Source organism: Streptomyces sp. NPDC031365 (assembly GCF_055569765.1).
On the sequence record NZ_JBVIIM010000040.1, the window covers coordinates 1 to 18,218 of the forward strand.

The following is an 18,218-nucleotide window of genomic DNA, read 5'->3' on the forward strand; positions in this document are numbered from 1 at the left end:
CCCCAAGGACGTCGAACTCGCCGCATGACCCAGCCAGTCAAACCACCCCAAACCAAACCTGGGCGCCTTGACGAAAGACATAGAGGCACCCCCCGCGACAGAAGCGTAGGAGTACTACCGTGGCACGCAACACACGCAGACGGCCCAAACAGCGCGCGACGCTCGCCGCCTTCGCCCTGATTCTGGGCGGAGGCGGGATGATGGCGGCCAACGTCTACGCTTCCGCGACGGAAGAGGGCGGGCAGGGCGACGCGCAGGTCCTCTCGGGCGCCACGATCGACTGCCCGGACGTGGCCACCCAGCTGACCTCGGTGCCCGAGGAGGCGCGGCCGGAGGTGGACAAGGAACTCGCCTCCCTGGACGCGCAGATCGCCGAGGCATACAAGCGGCTCGGGGAGTCCGCCGACGCTCTCCGACAGGACCCGGGCTTCGCGGACAACGCGATAGCCAAGCCGCTCGAGGAGAAGCGTGCCGCGGCCCTCGCCCGCATCGCGACTGCCATCGACCGGGTGGGCGACCGGCCCGAGGGCCTCGAGGAACTGGCCGCCTGCGCCGTGCGCGAGTCCGGCAACGCCCCCGCGCAGCCGGACGCCGGGCAGGGGGAAGGCGACGGCGGCCAGGGTGAGCAGGAGGGCGGTGCAGGCGACGGCCAGGACCAGCGGAACCAGGACCCGCAGGGCCAGGGCGACCAGGGCGACCAGGGCCAGGACCAGGGTGGAAACGGTGGCCAGGCCGGCAACGGACCCGTCGCCGGTGACTACGTCGACATCAAGAGCGTCCAGCCCAACGTCTCCGAACCGAAGCAGGCGGAGAACGCCTCCCGCGGCACCTTCACCAGCGAGTGCGGCGTCAACGAGAACGGCCTGTTCAACTCGGACAACGTGATCGCCGCCCCGGGTGTCGGCAACGGAGCCCACCACTTCCACGACTACATCGGCAACCAGGCCACCAACGCCTTCTCCAGCGACGACGAACTGGCGCAGGCGGACACCAGCTGTGCGGACCAGGGCGACAAGTCGTCGTATTACTGGCCGGTGCTGCGCCTGCAGAACGGAACCGAGGAGCAGGACGCCGAATCCCCGGGCGGCGGCATCGAGGGCAACGTCGGTGAGATCGTCACGCCCAAGGAGGTCACGCTGACCTTCGAGGGCAACCCGCAGGGCGAGGTCACCGCCATGCCGCGGCTGCTGCGCATCATCACCGGCGACGCGAAGTCGTTCGTGAACGGCCCCGCCAACGCCAACGCGTCCTGGAGCTGCACCGGCTTCGAGGACCGGCAGTTGCAGGACAAGTACCCGCTGTGCCCGCAGGGCAGTGACGTCGTGCGCACGTTCGACTTCCAAAGCTGCTGGGACGGCCGCAACATCGACAGCGCCAACCACCGTACGCACATGGCGTTCGCGGACGCCGAGGGCACCTGCCCGTCCGGCTTCAAGCCCGTGCCGCAGCTGGTGCAGCGCATCGTCTACGACGTCGACGCGCCGAGCCTGAACGACGGCGGGAAGACCACGCCGCTGTTCGCCGTGGACTCCTTCCCCGAGCAGCTGCACAAGCCGATCACGGACCACGGCGACTTCATCAACGTCTTCGACGAGGGCCTGATGAACGAGATGGTCGACTGCATCAACGAGGGCCGCACCTGCGGTTCCGGCGCCGGTGGTGACGGCGGCGGCGACGGCAACGGTGACGGCGGCAACGGTGACGGCGGCGATCAGGGCGAGGAGCCCCAGCAGCCGGAGGAGCCCACGGCCACTCCCGACGACCCGGGCCAGGGCGGTGACGGCAACCAGGGCGGCGACGCGGGCCAGGGCGACGACGGCAACAACCAGGACGGCGGCGGCGCCAAGCCCGGCGACGACGGCAACAACCAGGACAACGGCGGCGACAAGGGAGACGGCGGCCAGGAGGAGCCTTCGCAGACCCCGGCCGACGACCAGGCCACCGAGGAGCCCGCGGACGGCGGCGCCACCGCACAGCCCGATGTCAAGGCCTCGCTCCCGGCGCAGGACGGCGACGACGCCGGCGCCGGGAACCAGGACGGCGACACGGGTGGCAAGGACGACGGGGGACAGGCGGCCCAGGCCGCCGAGGTCCCCGGCAGTCTCCCGGAGCTCGGGACCGAGGACGGGACCGAGGCACAGGCCCAGACCGGCAGCCTGGCCGAGACCGGGGCGCAGCTCTGGCCGGCCGCGCTCGGAGGCGTGCTGGTGATCTTCGGATTCTTCGTCCTGCGGAGCGTGCGGCGAGGCGTCTGATCCCGGCGGCACACGCACGGCGGCAGGGCCCCTCGCGGGTCCTGCCGTTTCGCGTTTCCCCCGGTCCCCCGTCCGCCACGGCGGAGTGCGGCCCAAGGACGCCGGTGCGCCCACCCTCCCCTTTCGCGCGGGGCATTGACCCTGTCCAGCCACCGCGGTGCCCGCCACGCGTGCCGGCCGGGCAGGGCCCTCGCTGACGACGAACGCCGCGACCACGGGGTCTCCGACGGCCACCGGTGTGTGACACTTGACGCGGAGGCCGCGGTGTTGTCCGAGGGAGTGCACCGGACGGCCCAAGAGGGGAGTCGCGGTGAACCAGGGGACGGTGCGCACACCCGAGGACGCTGACGGGGCGGAGGCCACCGCGCGGCACGCCCGCTTCGGACGTCTCCCGGAGCCGGTCCGGGTGGAGGACATGGTGGAGGAACGGCTGGCCACGGCGCTCGACCCGGCCCGCTACGCCTATGACTCGGACGAGTGGCTGGTGCGCTACTGCCTGTGAGGCCGCTCCCGTACGACGACGGGCGTCCACCGGCGTCCTGACCGTCTCAGCCGCCGGTCTCCCGGTCGTACGCCGTCAGCAGCAGGGCCACGTCGTCCGGGCGGTCCTCGGTCCGGCGGGCCGTGCGGATCAGCCGGTCGGCGAGCTCCTCGACGGAGTCGGTGCGGCTGTCGGCCAGGCAGAGCCGGACCGTCTCGATGCCCGTCTCGATGTCACCGCCGGGCGTCTCGACGAGTCCGTCCGTGTACAGGGCGAGCACACTGCCGGGGACCAGGGTCAGCGTCGTGACCGGGTAGACGGCGTCCGGCTGCACGCCGAGCATCACACCGCCGGCCAGATCGAGGCTCTCGGTGCGCCCATCGGGATGGCGCAGCAGGGGCTGGGGATGTCCCGCCCGGACGGCCAGAGCCCGGCCGGTGGCCGGTTCGAGCTCGATGTAGCAGCAGGTGGCGAAGACGTCCGTCTCGAGCTCTGCCAGCAGCCGGTTGGTGTGGGTGATGACCTCCTGCGGCGGCCGCCCGCTGGCCGCGAAGGCGTGCACCGCGCTGCGCAACTGCCCCATGACGGCCGCGGCTCCCACGCTGTGCCCTTCGACATCGCCGATGACCAGGGCCACCCCGCGCCCCGTCATGATCACGTCGTACCAGTCCCCGCCGATGGCCATGCCCTGGGTGCCGGGCAGATAGCGGCCGGTGGTGCGAAGCCGGTCGATGGCGGGCAGCCGGTGCGGCAGCAGCCCCTCCTGCAGCCCGCGCGCCACGGCGGACTCCGCGTCGTAGAGTCGCGCCCGCTCCATCGCCTGCGCGGTCAGTCCGCCCAGCGCGGTCAGCGCACTGCGCTCCTCGGGGGTGAACCGGTGGGGCGAGTCCCAGCCGAGGATGCAGGAGCCGACCGGGTGACCGGAGGCGATCAGCGGCAGGAACGACCAGGCACCCATCGTGTCCAGGATGAGCCCGGGGTAAGCGTTGACCAGCGCTTCGGGTGATTCGAAGAAGAGGGGGAGCCGGGTGGTCAGGGCGTGCACGCCGGGAAGGTTCGCGTCGAGCGGGACCCCTTCGAACGGGTCGAGGAAGTGCTCCGGGTAACCGGACTCCCACAGCAGGTGCATCCGCCCGTCACGGATCGTGTACAGGGCGATCTCCTGCGCGCCGAACCCGGGCAGCAACTGCTCGGAGACGGCGCGGCACACGTCCCTGACCGTGACGGCCTCGGTCAGCACGCTGGCCATCTGCACCACGTGGTACAGCGCACCCGCGCGGGCCGGCGCGACCAGCTCCGACGGCGCCCCGGTCCCGGTGCCCCCGCTGACCGGTGCCAGGGCCCGGCCCGGCTCCGCCCCGGCGGGAGCGTCGGTGCGAAAGACACGGCCGGTCAGCCCGTGGACACCGGGATAGAGCACGAATCCCAGCCAGACGCCGTCCGGGGCGTGCACCAGGTACGACACCGGCTCCTGCGACAGCATCGCCGCGCGGTAGCGGTCCTCGTAGGCCGGATCGTGCAACCAGGGGAGCACCTCCCACGGGTAGTGGCCGAGCAGGAGTTCCAGCTCGCGCCCCAGCAGTTCCTGGCAGCGCCGGTTGGCGTAGATGACGCGGCCGTCCTGGTCGAGGGAGAACAGCCCGTCGGGCAGCCGCTCCGCGGCCTCCGCCGCGTTCACCCCGCCGGCCGCGTCGACCAGGGCGCCGACCAGGATCCGGGCGGCGCCCTCCACCCGAACGACATGACCCCACAGCTCCACCGGCCGGTACCGGATCCGGCCGTCGTCGCCGGGCTCGTCCAGCACCCTGAAGTGCCGGGCCCTGACCTGCCCGGTGTCCTCCGCCTCCTGCCGGCTGGCCCTCAGCTCGTACAGGTCCTCGGGACTGACCCGGCCCTCCACCTCCGCCAAGGTGCCGCCGAACTCCGCCCGGGTGACGCCCAGGAGGGACAGCGCGTCGTCGTCCCCGGACCACCGGTCGCTGTCCAGGTCCCACTCGAGGATGCCGACCTCCACGGCCCGGGCCGGAGGAGTGGGCAGCCGTACGTTCACCGGCTGGTCGTCGTAGTCGATGCCGTAGGCCACGGCGTCCGGACCCTCCCGGCCGGGCATCCGGCGGGCGAACTCGGTGAGGCGGACCTCCATGTCGCGTCCGGCCCCGCGCAGTGCCGCCCGTACCGTCCGCTCGTCCGTCGGCTCCCGGGTGGCGGAACGCAGCACGGCCAGGACGCCCACGGTTTCGCCGTTGACCCGCACGGGGTGGTAGGCGTGGGCGAACGAGTACGGGAGGGCGGCGGTGAACTGCGGGAAGCGCAGCATCGTCGCCCGTTCGTCCGGCAGCCACAGGTCCTCACCCCTGCGGTATGCCTCGGACATGGGCAGCGAGCCGCCCACCGGTATCCGCCACCACGGCCTCAGCAGCGACCGCGGTACGCCGGACACCACACAGAGCACCAGCGAACGCCGGTCGGGCGAGCGCAGGTACACCAGGCCGCCGTATCCGCCGATGTCCTGGACCGCCGCCACCACCGGACCGGCGAGCGCGTCCTCGATGCGGGGCTCCGGACGCGCGGTCCGGTTCTCCTCCGTGCCCCGGCCGTGCACGCCTGCCGGCCGCTTCCCGTGCGGTACGGCGGCTGCATCACTCATGTCGCGCCCTCCCGGTGCGGACGCACGGGACATCCATTCGGTTGCTTCCCACCAGGATGTGCCATGCCCGGCGGTCCGGCGACCGGCCGGGCGGAAGCCGCAACCTTCGGGTCATCCCGCTCGTCTCACCTGATACCAGAAGGATCAGAGCCCAGGGGGCCAAAATGCTTCAAACGAGAACAATCTGTGCGACCTTCGCACTCGTGGGCACGATGCTCGCGACGGCGGCGGTCCCGGCCGCAGCCGCCCAGGCGGCGCCCGCCCAGGTGGGCGCCGCCTGCCCCACCGGCTGGGGCAGCCTCGCCAGGACCGCCACCGACAGCACCACCACGCCGGTACGCGACGTCAGGACCGGCCGGCACGACTGCTTCGACCGGATGGTCGTCGACCTGCCGGGCGCCGCGCGCGCCGGTCTCGGCTACTCCGTCCGGTACGTCGACCGTCTGTACCAGGACGGATCGGGCCAGCACCTGCCTGTCGCCGGCGGCGCCGTCCTCGAGGTGCGGGTGGCCGCCCCCTCCTACGCACCCGAGACCGGCGAGCCCACCTACCCCGCGCGGGCCGGACGCTCCCTGCCCGGCGTGGACCTCACCGGATACCGAACCTTCAGGGACACACGGTTCGCGGGCAGCTTCGAGGGCGAGACCCAGATCGGCCTCGGCGTGCGCGCACGGCTGCCGTTCCGTGTCCTGGAACTCCCCGGCCGTCTCGTGATCGATGTGGCCCACACCTGGACGGGCAGCCGCTGAGCTGCCCGCCGAGGGCCGGTCACCGCGCGTTCACCGCTCCGCGGTACCGGTCTCGCAGACCCGGCGCGCCACCTCGCGCAGCTTGGTGTTGGTGCGCTGGGACTGCGTGCGCAGTATGGCGAAGGCCTGGTCCTCGGTGATGTGATGCCGGCCCATCAGGATGCCCATCGCCTCGCCGATGAGATGCCGGGTGGCGATGGCCTCCTGCATCTGGGCGTCGGTCACGGCCGTGGAGAAGGCGACCGCCGCGTGGGAGGCCAGCAGCCAGCCCGCCGTCTCGCTGTCCTCGGTGAACATCCCCGGCTTGCGGGAGTACATGTTGAGGGCCCCCAGCTCCTCCTCCCGGGTGTACAGCAGGAACCCCATCATGCTGCCCACCCCGAGCTCACGGCAGCGGGGCACGAACGCCGGCCAGCGTTCCGGGTCCTTCGTGAAGTCGGTGATCCGGAAGACCCGTTCGTCGCGGTCGGGCCGGGCCGCGTCGAAACACGGCCCTTCCCGCAGGCGCCCCTGGAGACGGTCGCTCTCGGTCACGAGCTGTTCGGTGGGCGCCAGCGAACTCACCCGGTCGCCCCGCAGGACGAGGATCCCGGACGCGTCACAGCCTTCCACGAGGTCCACCGCCGAACGCGTGATCTGTTCCAGGGTGGCGTCGAGGGTGTGTTCGGCCAGAAGATCACGAGCCATGGAAGCCATTTGCTGAGCGAATCCCCGCCAGTCCACCGTCCGCCTCCCTGAGTGCCCTCAACAGAACACACCGCATCTACCCCGCCCGCATATGCGGCACGCCGGTGAACGGGACGATCGCGGGCAGTAGGCGTACGTGATCTTCGGCGGCCCCCGGCCTCCCGTGGGGGCGCGTCGTGCCGGCTGCCAGAGAAGGGAACCATCACGGTGACCATGCCCCAGCGCCGTACGCGTTCGATGTCCGGGCGCTTCGACCTGCGCGCGACCGCCATGTTCTTCGGGCTCCTCGCCACCGCCCTGGTCACGGCCGGCTTCGCGGTGCGCGCGCTGGCCGGGGTCGTGCAGCGGCGCCCGGTGTGGGCCGTGGTACTGCTGTGCCTGACCGTCGCGGCCGTACTGGCCCACAGGCGCAGACGGCGCCTGTCCGCGGCGCGCGTCGCCCGCCGGACGGGCGAAGCTCTCCAGGAGGCGACGACGACGGCGCTCGACGCCCTCGGCACACCGGCACCGGCGCACGCTCCGGCCGTGCCGGAGCCCCGCGCGGGAGGCCCCGGGGCCGGCCACGACCGGGACGTCGGCTACGACTTCGACGCGCTGAGCCCGGAAGAGTTCGAGGAGGTGACGGCGGACCTGTGCGTACGCGACGGCTGCTCACAGGTGCGGGTCGTCGGCGGCGCCGGCGACCTCGGGGCCGACGTGGTGGCGTTCACCCCCGAGGGCCGCCGTCTCGTCATCCAGTGCAAGCGCTACGGCGACGACAACAAGGTCGGCTCCCAGGACCTGCAACGCTTCGGCGGCACCTGCTTCACCGTTCACGAGGCGGACGTGGCCCTCGTCGTCACGACCGGCGACTTCACCGCACCGGCCGAGGAGTACGCCGTGCAGTGCGGCATAGTCTGCGTCCCGCGCGACGACCTGCTCGCCTGGAGCGACGGCCGGGCACCGGCGCCGTGGACGACGGTCACCGGCGGCCCGGAGGTCTGCGGTCCCGGGGCCTACTAGGACCGATTGTCAGTGGGGGATGCCACCCTGCCGGTATGGACGAGCTGGAGTTCATGCGCGGCAGGGTCTACGGCGCGGACCACGACGACCCGGGACCGCGCGCCGGGCGGACGTACGCGGAGCTGGCCGGCGGGCCGCTGGACGGTCTGCTGCTGGACGTCACCGGCCGCAGCGGGACAGAACTGAGGGACGGTGTCCGCCTGCCGACCGAGATGGGCCGCTACGGCGCGGGCGGACGCTCGGTGTACGTGCCCCGGGGTTCCGGCGGCAGGGTGTACGACTGGTGGGGCGACGTACCCTGAGCGGTGCGGGCCGGCGCGGGCCGGTGCGGGCTCCCGAGGGGGACGGGCGCAGGCGGTATGTCTTGGGGCGTCCGCGGTCGTCGTGGGCGCGAAGAGGGCGGAGCGAGCCATGGGACTGCTGACGGCGGGCGGCACCGCAGTGCGCGACCGGATCGGTCACGCGATCTTCTCCAGGGTGGCCGGACCGGACGGTCCGGACAACCGCACGCGTATTCACGGCACTCCCGGCCCGCGCTGGTTCGGCCCCGAGCGGCCGGTCAGAAGGGTGCACGGGGACGCCTCGATGTTCATCGGCGGCCTGTCGGCCCTGCTGCTCCAGTCGCTCCACCCGCTGGCCATGGCCGCCGTCGCCGGACACTCCGGGTTCCGCGGGGATCCCTGGGGACGTCTCCAGCGGACCAGTACCTTCCTCGCCGTCACCACCTACGGCACCGCCGACAGCGCCCAGCTGGCCGTCGACCGGGTACGGGCCGTCCACGAGACGGTGCGCGGCACCACCGCGGACGGAGCGGAGTACCGGGCCGCCGACCCCCGCCTGCTCTGCTGGGTGCACATCGCGGAGGTCGACAGTTTCCTGCGCGCCCACCAGCGCTACGGCGCCCGCCCCCTGGACGAGGAGGGCTGCGACGCGTACGTCGCCGACATGGCGCGCATCGCCACCGCCCTTGGCATACCCGACCCGCCGGTCGACCGCGCCGGCCTCGACGAGCGCCTCGCCGCCTACCGCCCCGAGCTGCGCGCCACCCCCGAGGCACGCGCCACGGCCCGCTTCCTGCTGCTCGACCCGCCCGTCCCGCTGCTGGCCCGGCTGCCCTACGGCGTCCTCGCGGCCAACGCCGTGTCCCTCCTGCCGGGCTGGGCCTCCCGGGCCCTGTGGCTGCCCCGTGTGCCCCCCGCCGAGAGCGTGTGCGTCCGCCCGCTCGGGACCGCCGTCACCGCCGGCATTCGCTGGGCCCTGGCTCCCACCCGCGACACCGCCTGACCGGCGCAGATGCCGTCGTGCGACCGCGCCCGGTTGACCCGTGCCAGAGGGGGCACTCAGTGCTGACCGGAGGAGCTCGCGAACACGGGAGGTCGCAGTGGCGGTTCGTCATCGTCTGATCAAAGCGAGCCCGCGGTCCGTCTGGGCCGTGCTCGAGGACGGCACGCGCTACGGGGACTGGGTCGTCGGCACCGCGTCGTCCGAGCCCGCGCACGGGCACTGGCCGCAGCTCGGCTCCGAGATCAGGTACGAAGTACGCATCGGGCCGTTCAGCCTGTGCAACGAGACCGTGGTCCGGACCTGCGAGCCGGGCCGGGCCCTGGAACTGGAGGCCAAGGCGGGGCCGCTCGGCACCGCGCGGATCGCCATCGAGCTGCGGCCCTGGGGCGACCACTGCCTGGTGGTCGTGGACGAGCATCCGCTGCGCGGAGCGGGAGGCCTGGTGCACAACGTGGCCGTGGAGGCACTGATCCAGATCCGCCACCGCGCCATGCTCCACCGGCTGGGCAGACTCTGCGAGGCCGAGGCCGCCGAGGAGGAACGGCGCCGTCCCATGGGCCAGGTCGTCCCACCCGAAACCGACGCGGGAGGCGCCCGTGCCTGACGCCGTGGTGATCGGGGCCGGGCCCAACGGACTGGTCGCGGCGAACCTGCTCGCCGACGCCGGCTGGAGCGTGGAGGTCCTGGAGGAACAGCCGGAGGCAGGCGGCGCCGTACGCCACGACCGCGGCGCCGACCCCGACTTCGTCAGCGACCTCTGCAGCTCCTTCTACCCGCTCGCCGCCGCCTCCCCGGTCGTCTCCGGGCTGCACCTGGAGCGTCACGGACTGCGCTGGAGTCATGCCCCGCACGTGGTGGCGCACCCGCTGAGCGACGGCCGGTGCGCGGTGCTCGACCGCCGTGTCGACGTCACCGCCGGCTCGCTGGACTCCTTCGCGCCGGGCGACGGCGCGGCCTGGCGACGGCTGCACGATGTGTGGGAGAACCTGCGGCCCGACCTCCTGGACGCCCTGTTCACTCCCTTCCCGCCCATCCGTTCCGGGGCCCGGCTGGCCGTGCGGCTGCGCGGCACGGGAGGACTGCGCATGGCACGCACCCTGGTCCTGCCGGTACGCCGTCTGGCACAGGAGGAATTCCGGGGCGAGGGTGGAGGGCTGCTGCTGGCCGGCAACGCGCTCCACGCCGACCTGGCACCGGAGGCCGCGGGCAGCGGCGGTTTCGGCTGGCTGATGTCGATGCTCGGACAGACGTACGGGTTCCCCGTGCCGGCAGGCGGCTCCGGAGCCCTCACGGAGGCCCTGGTACGGCGACTGGAGACGCGCGGCGGAGTACTGCGCTGCGGGCAGCGCGTCGACCGCGTGGTCGTACGCGACGGCCGTGCCACCGGGGTGCGCACGGCCGGCGGTGAGACGGTCGCCGCGGACCGCGCCGTCCTCGCCGACGTGTCGGTGCCCGCCCTGTACGGCGAACTCGTCGCCCCCGAGCACCTTCCCGCCCAGTTGCTGTCCGACCTGCGGCGCTTCCAGTGGGACTTCGCCACCTTCAAGGTCGACTGGGCGCTCGACGGCCCGGTCCCCTGGAGCTGTGAGCAGGCCGCGGGCGCCGGAACCGTCCATCTCGCGAACGGACTCGACGAACTCACCCGCTTCGCCGCCCAGCTCGCCACCGGCAGCGTCCCGGACCGGCCCTTCAGCCTGTTCGGCCAGATGACGACCTCCGACGCCTCCCGCTCCCCCCGGGGCACCGAGTCCGCGTGGGCGTACACCCACGTGCCCCACGACATCGTGGACGACGCGGGCGAGGAGTCCCTCACGGGTGCCTGGGACGCCAGGGAGCAGGAGATCATGGCCGACCGCGTCGAGCGCCAGGTGGAACGCTTCGCGCCCGGCTTCCGGGCCAGGATCCGGGCGCGGCGCATCCTCGCACCGCCCACCCTCCAGTCCCTCGACCGGAACCTGCACGGCGGCGCCATCAACGGCGGAACCGCGGCGATGCACCAGCAGATCGTCTTCCGCCCGGCCCCCGGCACCGGGCGCCCCGAGACCCCGGTCAAGGGTCTGTACCTGGCCTCCGCCGGTGCCCATCCGGGCGGTGGCGTACACGGTGCGCCAGGCGCCAACGCCGCCCGCTCCGCCCTGCGCCGGCGTCTGGCACCCGCGCTGACCGGGGCACAGCGGCTGCTGGCCCACCGTGACCGCACAGGCCGCACGCAACCGGGCAGGGGCGGGCGGGCCGACGGCGGATGACCGGCGCACCGGACCGGGTGCGCCCTCCTGGCCCCACCGGCCCGGGTACACCATCGACGACAGGCGGAGGCGAGACGATGACCGGACACGAAGACGGCCCCGACCGCGCTCACCGGCGTCCCGACGGCGTCGGCGACGAGACGGTGGAAGCGCTCGGGTCGCTGTCGAAGGCCCTGGAGACCATCGAGCGTGCCCGGGGCCACCTCTACAGCTTCCACCAGCTCACGGGCACCGCCGACCTCGAACTGGACCGGACGGTCGAACTGCTGCACAAGGCCGGGCATCCGGACTGGGCCGAGACGGTGCGCACCCAGGTGCTGGGCCGCAACGTGATCCCGGGCCACTGGACGTTCCAGATCGTCGAGGCCTATGACAGCACGTACTACCAGCCGTTCAGGGAGATCGAGCGAGGCGCCGTCGAGGAGCTGGCCGAGGGCCGGGACCACCTGTACGAAGCTGAGATGAAGGAGGCCCGCCGCACCGCCGGCCACCCCGACCACACGGCCCGCCCCGGCACCGCCCCGGAGCCGCACGAGGGAGAGGACCGGTGAACCGCACCCCGCTGCGCGGCCGCACCGTCGTGGTGACGGGCGCTGCGCGGGGCGTCGGCGCCGCCCTGGCCCGCGACCTCGCCCGGCGCGGTGCCCGGATCGCGCTGCTCGGTCACGAGAAGACCGGACTGGAAGCGGTGGCGGACAGCCTGCCCACGCGCACACTGGTGTGCGAGGCCGACGTCACCGACGAGGCCGCACTGGACGAGGCCGCCCGACTGGTCAGGGCCCGTCTGGGCACCCCCTCCGCCGTCGTGGCCAACGCCGGTGTCGCGGAGGGCGGCCCGTTCGTCACCTCCGACCCGGCGCTGTGGCGGCGCGTGATCGACGTCAACCTGACGGGCAGCGCGGCCACGGCCCGTGCCTTCCTGCCGGATCTGCTGACGACGGAGGGCTACTACCTCCAGGTCGCCTCGCTGGCCTCCATCGGCGCCGCCCCGATGATGAGTGCCTACTGCGCCTCCAAGGCGGGCGTGGAGGCCTTCGCCCACTCCCTGCGCGCCGAAGTGGCGCACCACGGTGTCGCCGTCGGCATCGGTTATCTCAACTGGACCGACACCGACATGATCCGTGACGCGGACCAGCACCCCGTACTGCGGGAGCTGCGCGGCCACATGCCGCCGCCCGCCCGGCGCCTGTACCCGGTCGACGAGGTCGCCGCCCGGCTCGGAGCGGCCGTGGAACACCGCAGCAGGGCCGTCTACGTGCCCCGTTGGCTGCGCCTGGCGCAGGCGGCGCGAGCCGCACTGCCCCCGGTGGTGCTGCGGGTGGCCCGCAGGGAACTGGCCCGTCTCGAGGCCGAGGCCCCCTTGCGGCACACCGGCCTCCTGGGCGCCGGCGGCACGGCCGACGAAACGGCGGCCGGGCCCGCCGGTGACTTGTCCGGCCGGTGACCGCCCGGCCGGGGACGCGGATGGCGGACCACCGGAGCCCCGCGGGTGGGGGAGCGGCGTCCACCTCGTCCGGCGGACCCCGGCCATCCGGAACCGGCGGGCCACGAAGGCGCCGGCGCACGGCGCGAAGTCGGCCGCGGGTTGCCGCAGGAGCCGTGGAGGTCCGGGAAAGCGGCCGTCCGGTTGACGCACACCCCACCGGTGAGGCCGGGCGGGAGCCGGCCGCTCCTGCGGACAGCCCGCGGAGCCGGGCGGACGACGCCGCTCGGCGTGATGCAGCCGGAGCGCCGCGGCAGCCGTCCGGCGGCGGCCCGTACGGGCGGGCCCGGCAGCGGTCCCCACGCGCACCGGGGCCGGGGCCCGCCGGTGACCCCGCCGGGTGGTGGGACGAGCCGCGCCGGGGCGGAGTGGCGGTGTGGGCGCCCGGCGGGGGCCGGCGGGTGTCCGTCCGGACGGAGCGCGGCCCGCCCGCCGGGCCGGGCCGGGCGGGTGACCCGGCCCGTCAGCCGGGGAAGCGTCCCGTGGAGCGCAGCGACCAACGCCGTTCGGCGTAGGCCAGGTCGTCACGCCACAGGCGTCCGGCGGCGGCCCGTACGAGCGGACGCAGCAGCGGCGCCGCACCCCGGGCCAGGGCGAAGCCCGGGCGGTCGGACGCCGCCACCACCGCCTCGACGACCGCCGTACGGGGCCGCCCCCGGCCGTCCACTCCCAGGGGAGTGGCGTGCGACTCGACCACGGAGCCCGCGCCCTCACCCTCGGTGATGCGCATGACGACCGTGCGCGGCTCGGGCGCGGTGAATTCGGCCCGCACCGGCACCACCAGCCGCCCCGCCACCTTGAACGACACATCCACGATGAAGGCGTCCTCGCCACCGTCCGAGCCGTCCGGCGTGCCCGCCACGGTGAGATCGACGAACGAGTAGGGGTGGAACCAGGCCCCGTGCCAGGGGTCCAGACGGTTGGCCACGATGTCCTCGGGCTCACAGGTCCCCACCCCGGTGTACACGGCCGCCAGGGCCCGCCCCCGGTCCGGACGCTCCGGCACCACCGGGGCGTCGAGCGGCGGCTCGCCGCCGACCACGTCCAGCCGGACCCACAGCAGTACGCCGTCGTCGTGCACGGGGAACGGCTCCCATCCCGCGAAGGAGCCGCCGTCCAGGGCGAGTCCGTGCCAATGGCACACCAGGGTCCCGCAGCGGACGGGACTGTCCCGCAGCGGCGCGCCCAGATGGGGGCAGATCCCGGGACCGGCGACCGGACGGCCCCCGGGGTCCCGCCAGAGCACCAGTTCCTGACCCGCCACGGTTCGCGCGAGCGGACTGTCGCCGCGCAGGTCCAGGGAGGAAGCGACCACGTACCAGTTGCCGGAACGCCGCGCCAGGGCCCGCTTCAGCGCCCCGGCGATGACAGCGGGCCGCGCCTCGCGCCAGGTGGGACGCTGCCGTTCCCACGGCACCGCGCGCCGGCGCAGGGACAACGGCAGACGGTGCCTCCCGCGCTCGGATCCGGTGCTCATGCGACCCCCTCGGAAACCGCCGGATACGGGGCGAGCGGACGGACGTCCGGGCGTCGGCCGGCCCCACGGGCGCGCAGCCGGGCGGCGGTCACCCGGGCGAGCCCGTCGGCGGCGACCACGGCGCGCCGCCGGCGGGGCACCACCGCCCGGCGGTGCAGTACCGACCAGCCGTCCCGGGCCACGGCGTCCAGGATGCCGCCGTACAGCACGAACGCCGTACGGATGCACGGCCGGGACACCGCCTCCAGCATCCCCAGCCCCGGTGCCGCCTCCCGGTACACCCCCCGGGTCAGCGCCTCGAACTCCCTCAGCACCGAGGTGACACGCGGGTCGCGGCGCCCGGTGTCCCGGCTCCACCGCAGCAGCCCCCGGTCGGCGCCGTGCGCGGCGAGCAGGTCCGCGGGCAGGTACACCCGGCCGCGGTCGAGGTCCTCGCCCACGTCACGCAGGAAGTTGGTCAGCTGGAAGGCCACCCCGAGGGCGGCGGCGTGCGGCGCGGCCGTCGCGCGCGGGACGACCGTGCCGAGGACCGGCAGCATCTGCAGCCCGATGACCGCCGCCGAACCGTGCATGTACCGGCGCAGTTCGGCGTAGTCGGCGTAGTCGGTCACCACCAGGTCGGCACGCATGGCGGCCATGAAGTCGGTGAAGTGACCGTGGTCGATGCCGTACCGGCGTGCCGTGTCGGCGAGCGCCCGCACCACCGGTTCGCCGCTGTCGCCGTCCCGCAGTCCCTTGTCCAGTTCGTGCTGGAGCGCGCACAGCTGCGCGTCACGGCGCGCGGTGTCCGCCCCGGTGCCGAGTGCGTCGACGATGTCGTCGGCCCAGCGGGCGAAGCCGTACAGGGCGTGCACGGCGGGGCGCCGCTCGACGGGCAGCAGCCGGGTGGCGAGGAAGTACGTCCTGCCGTGCCGGGCGTTGAGTTCCCGACAGCGGCGGTAGGCCTCGCGCAGCGCCGGTTCGGTGACGCCCGCCGTGTCGAGTTCGCGGTCGGTCATGCGGATGCCTCCTGGGTCGCGGTGAGGGGGACGCGCCGGCGTCCCGGGCCACCGGTGATCCGTGCTGCGGCCAGCTTCCCGGACAGCAGCACGGTCGGCACGCCGACGCCGGGGGTGGTGCCACAGCCGGCCAGTACGGCGTTCTCGGTGCCGCGGACCAGGTTGCGGGGCCGGAACGGCCCCGTCTGGGCGAAGGTGTGGGCCGTGGCGAACGGAGTACCGGCGGCGTGGCCCTGCGCGTGCCAGGCCGCGGGGGTGACCAGGCACTCGGCCTCGACGGCGGACCCCAGGCCGGCCAGACCGCGCCGTTCCAGCTCCCGTAGCAGTTCGTCCCGGTAGCGCGGGGCCAGGTCCTCCCACGCGGCGGCGTCCGGACCGATGTCGGTGTTGGGACAGGGAGCGAGGACGTAGTGCAGATGGCGCCCCGGCGGGGCGAGGCCCGGATCGGTGGCGGTGGGGCGCGTGATGAGCAGCGACGGGTCGCTCATCAGCCTGCCGGTGCGGGTGAGCTCGTCGAACGTGCCGTGCCAGGCGGCACCGAAGGAGAGGGTGTGATGGGCCAGCTCGGGCCAGGTCCGGTCGGTGCCGAGGTGCAGCACGACCGCGGAGGGGGAGTGCCGCAGCCGCACCGGGCGCCGTGGTGTACGGCCCAGCAGCCGGTAGGCGACGGGGAGGTCGGGGGTCAGGACGACCGCGTCGCAGGGAATCCGGCCCTGCTCCGTGACGACGGCGGTGATCCGGCCGCCGGAGCGCTCCAGCCGGCTCACCTCGTGGCCGAACCGCAGATCGGCGCCCGCGCCGGCGGCGGCGTCCGCCATGGCGCGCGGCAGCGCGTGCATCCCGCCGCGCGGAAAGTACACGCCGGCGACGGTGTCCATGTAGGCGATGACGGCGTACGCGGCCAGGGCCCTGGCGGGCGGGACGCCTGCGTACAGGGCCTGGAAGGTGAAGACCCGGCGCAGCCGCTCGTCCTTCAGGAACCTCCCGATGCGCGCGTCCAGCCGCCCGAAACCGCCCAGCGCCGCCAGCCGGGCGAGATCGGCGTTCAGCAGGCCCAGCGGGGAGTCGAAGTTGGCGTCGATGAAGCGCCGCATCTGCGCCCGGTGCAGCCGTTCCAGCCAATGACGCAGCCGCAGATAGCCCGCGGCCTCACCGCCGCCGGCGAAACGCTCGACCTCGGCTGCCATCGCCTCGGCCCCCGTGTGCACGTCGAGACAGCTCCCGTCGGCGAAGCGGGCCCGGTACGCCGGGTGCAGCGCAACCAGTTCCACGCGTTCGCGCAGACTGTCGCCGACGGCGGCGAACGGCTCGTCGGCCAGGTCGGGCATGGTCAGCACGGTGGGACCGGTGTCGATCCGGTAGCCGTCGAGGTCCAGGCGCCCGGCGCGTCCGCCGGGCGATGCGTCCCGCTCGACGACGGTGACGCGCCGGCCGGCGCCCAGCAGGTGGAGGGCCGCCGACAGCCCGGCCAGTCCGGCTCCCACGACGACGACATGATCCGTACGGCCCGTCACGGCGCGCATCACCGGCCGGCCCCCTTGCCGCCACCGGCGGCCCGGGTGGTCCCGGGCCGGCTGCCGCAGGAGTGTGCGTCCCTGGGCGGTTCCACACCCGCCGCGGAGGCCAGCAACTGCCGCAGCCGCTCCCCGCCGTGCGGATCGAGGAGAGCGCTGTCGACGTGACGCAGTCCCTGATCCACCAGCCGGGCGATCATCGCTTCGACCGTGCTCCGCGCCCCCGTGCTCGTCAGGACCTCCCGCACCCCCTCCAGACCCTCCCCGGTGAGCGCGCCGTCGCCGAGGGACCGCTCCAGCACCTCCAGGGCGCGGTGGTCGCCGGCTGCCCCGGCCCGCGTGTGGGCGAGGGCGACCAGACAGGTCGGCTTCGCCTCCCTGATGTCCCCACCGGCCGGTTTGCCGGTGTCCCGGGGGTCGCCGAACACGTCGTTGAGATCGTCGCGGAGCTGGAACGCGGTGCCCACACAACGCCCGGCCGCGCACAGGGCGGCCGTGGTGGCGTCGTCCGCGCCCGCGAGCGCGGCCCCGAGGGCGATCGGCCGTTCGACCGAGTACAGGGCGCTCTTGAGCCGGGCGACGCGCAGCGCGTGCGGCAGCGACCGCGAACCGGTCGCCTGGCCGTGCAGTTCCAGGTACTGGCCGGCCACCATCTCCGTGCGCATGTCGCTCCACAGCCGGCGCACCGTCCGCGTGCCGCCCTGTTCCAGCGGTGTCTCGGCCACCAGGTCGTCCGCCCAGGCGAGCGCCAGATCACCGGTGAGGATCGCGGCCCCGCCGCCGAGGTGTTCGGCCCGCCCGCCCGGCGCCGCGTCCGCGTACTGGGCGGCGATGTCGACATGGAGCGCGGGCCGCGCACGACGCAGCGCGGAACCGTCCATCACGTCGTCGTGGACCAGCGCGCAGGTCTGCAGCAACTCCAGTGCCGCACCGATCCGCAGGGCCGCCGTGACCGGGACGGTGCCACCGCCACCACAGGCGCGCAGTGCCCACCACACGAAACGTGAGCGGGTGCGCTTGCCACCCGCACGGGTGAAGTGCGCGACACGCCGGGCCACGTCGTCCCCGAACCGCGGGTCCACGTCGCGGGCGCGGGCCACCCGGTCGGCCAGCACGTGGTCGAGTACGCGTCCGACCGCGCCGGACACGTCCCGGTCCACGGCGGAGGCGTCCGCGACTCCCGGCGGGAGCAGGGCGTGGTGCGCGTCGTACGGCACACCGGGCACGGCACTGTCGGGCGCGGCGGGCGCCGACACGGTCTCCCGGTGCCCGACGAGCCGTGGCCCCGCCGTGCCGTGAACTTCCGCCTGCGTGCGGCCCATCCAAGTTCCTCTCGTTCCGGACGCCGATCGTCCCGTCACCCACACTCCTCCGGTCACGCACCGCACGCCGATG

At 73.9% G+C, this 18,218-nt stretch carries 16 protein-coding genes; 10 read left to right on the forward strand and 6 right to left on the reverse strand.

All coding sequences use genetic code 11. The annotated features are described in order from the left end of the window. Nucleotides 1-197: 197 nt before the first annotated feature. The gene (locus ACZ5C2_RS35280; protein ID WP_468800622.1) at nucleotides 198-2,255 is read left to right on the forward strand and encodes a DUF1996 domain-containing protein; all 2,058 of its coding nucleotides are present in this window, start codon (nucleotides 198-200) and stop codon (nucleotides 2,253-2,255) included. Nucleotides 2,256-2,565: 310 nt separating this feature from the next. After that, the gene (locus ACZ5C2_RS35285; protein ID WP_468800485.1) at nucleotides 2,566-2,757 is read left to right on the forward strand and encodes a hypothetical protein; all 192 of its coding nucleotides are present in this window, start codon (nucleotides 2,566-2,568) and stop codon (nucleotides 2,755-2,757) included. A gap of 46 nt (nucleotides 2,758-2,803) precedes the next feature. On the opposite strand, the gene ACZ5C2_RS35290 is transcribed toward ACZ5C2_RS35285, so the two are convergent. After that, on the reverse strand, nucleotides 2,804-5,383 hold the full coding sequence (locus tag ACZ5C2_RS35290) for a SpoIIE family protein phosphatase (RefSeq protein ID WP_468800488.1): 2,580 nt from the start codon (nucleotides 5,381-5,383) through the stop codon (nucleotides 2,804-2,806). Nucleotides 5,384-5,547: 164 nt separating this feature from the next. Between ACZ5C2_RS35290 and ACZ5C2_RS35295 the strand changes: the two genes are divergently transcribed. Beyond that, the gene (locus tag ACZ5C2_RS35295) at nucleotides 5,548-6,132 is read left to right on the forward strand and encodes an AMIN-like domain-containing (lipo)protein (RefSeq protein ID WP_468800491.1); all 585 of its coding nucleotides are present in this window, start codon (nucleotides 5,548-5,550) and stop codon (nucleotides 6,130-6,132) included. A 30-nt stretch (nucleotides 6,133-6,162) separates the two neighbouring features. On the opposite strand, the gene ACZ5C2_RS35300 is transcribed toward ACZ5C2_RS35295, so the two are convergent. Continuing rightward, entirely contained in the window at nucleotides 6,163-6,828 is a 666-nt protein-coding gene (locus tag ACZ5C2_RS35300) for a GAF and ANTAR domain-containing protein (RefSeq protein ID WP_468800494.1), read from the reverse strand. 198 nt (nucleotides 6,829-7,026) lie between these two features. Here ACZ5C2_RS35300 and ACZ5C2_RS35305 point away from each other — a divergent pair, with 198 nt between their 5' ends. The 7 genes from ACZ5C2_RS35305 (at nucleotide 7,027) to ACZ5C2_RS35335 (ending at nucleotide 12,795) form a co-directional block, all read left to right on the forward strand. Beyond that, nucleotides 7,027-7,821, forward strand: coding sequence for a restriction endonuclease (locus tag ACZ5C2_RS35305; protein WP_468800497.1), 795 nt, complete (start codon nucleotides 7,027-7,029; stop codon nucleotides 7,819-7,821). A gap of 35 nt (nucleotides 7,822-7,856) precedes the next feature. Continuing rightward, the gene (locus tag ACZ5C2_RS35310) at nucleotides 7,857-8,123 is read left to right on the forward strand and encodes a hypothetical protein (RefSeq protein WP_468800500.1); all 267 of its coding nucleotides are present in this window, start codon (nucleotides 7,857-7,859) and stop codon (nucleotides 8,121-8,123) included. 109 nt (nucleotides 8,124-8,232) lie between these two features. Further along, the gene (locus tag ACZ5C2_RS35315) at nucleotides 8,233-9,105 is read left to right on the forward strand and encodes an oxygenase MpaB family protein (RefSeq protein WP_468800503.1); all 873 of its coding nucleotides are present in this window, start codon (nucleotides 8,233-8,235) and stop codon (nucleotides 9,103-9,105) included. A 97-nt stretch (nucleotides 9,106-9,202) separates the two neighbouring features. After that, entirely contained in the window at nucleotides 9,203-9,709 is a 507-nt protein-coding gene (locus ACZ5C2_RS35320) for an SRPBCC family protein (protein WP_468800505.1), read from the forward strand. After that, nucleotides 9,702-11,351, forward strand: coding sequence for a phytoene desaturase family protein (locus ACZ5C2_RS35325; RefSeq protein ID WP_468800507.1), 1,650 nt, complete (start codon nucleotides 9,702-9,704; stop codon nucleotides 11,349-11,351). Before ACZ5C2_RS35320 ends, ACZ5C2_RS35325 begins: the two co-directional genes overlap by 8 nt. Nucleotides 11,352-11,428: 77 nt before the next feature. Then, the gene (locus tag ACZ5C2_RS35330; RefSeq protein WP_468800510.1) at nucleotides 11,429-11,902 is read left to right on the forward strand and encodes a hypothetical protein; all 474 of its coding nucleotides are present in this window, start codon (nucleotides 11,429-11,431) and stop codon (nucleotides 11,900-11,902) included. Then, nucleotides 11,899-12,795: an SDR family oxidoreductase gene (locus ACZ5C2_RS35335; RefSeq protein WP_468800512.1), complete on the forward strand. Its 897-nt coding sequence runs from the start codon at nucleotides 11,899-11,901 to the stop codon at nucleotides 12,793-12,795. Before ACZ5C2_RS35330 ends, ACZ5C2_RS35335 begins: the two co-directional genes overlap by 4 nt. A 502-nt stretch (nucleotides 12,796-13,297) precedes the next feature. On the opposite strand, the gene ACZ5C2_RS35340 is transcribed toward ACZ5C2_RS35335, so the two are convergent. Genes ACZ5C2_RS35340 through ACZ5C2_RS35355 form a run of 4 tightly spaced genes read right to left on the reverse strand, consistent with a single transcriptional unit; the run spans nucleotide 13,298 to nucleotide 18,145 of the window. Then, nucleotides 13,298-14,311 (reverse strand): DUF5914 domain-containing protein, encoded by a 1,014-nt coding sequence (locus tag ACZ5C2_RS35340; RefSeq protein ID WP_468800515.1) that lies wholly within the window; start codon nucleotides 14,309-14,311, stop codon nucleotides 13,298-13,300. Next, nucleotides 14,308-15,309: a phytoene/squalene synthase family protein gene (locus ACZ5C2_RS35345; protein WP_468800518.1), complete on the reverse strand. Its 1,002-nt coding sequence runs from the start codon at nucleotides 15,307-15,309 to the stop codon at nucleotides 14,308-14,310. Before ACZ5C2_RS35345 ends, ACZ5C2_RS35340 begins: the two co-directional genes overlap by 4 nt. After that, nucleotides 15,306-16,835 carry a phytoene desaturase gene (locus ACZ5C2_RS35350; protein ID WP_468800520.1) on the reverse strand — a complete coding sequence of 510 codons (1,530 nt, stop codon included), beginning with the start codon at nucleotides 16,833-16,835 and terminating at the stop codon, nucleotides 15,306-15,308. The genes ACZ5C2_RS35345 and ACZ5C2_RS35350 overlap by 4 nt, the downstream gene beginning before the upstream one ends. After that, nucleotides 16,832-18,145, reverse strand: a complete 1,314-nt coding sequence (locus ACZ5C2_RS35355; RefSeq protein ID WP_468800523.1) for a polyprenyl synthetase family protein — start codon at nucleotides 18,143-18,145, stop codon at nucleotides 16,832-16,834. Before ACZ5C2_RS35355 ends, ACZ5C2_RS35350 begins: the two co-directional genes overlap by 4 nt. Between the last annotated feature and the right edge of the window lie 73 nt (nucleotides 18,146-18,218).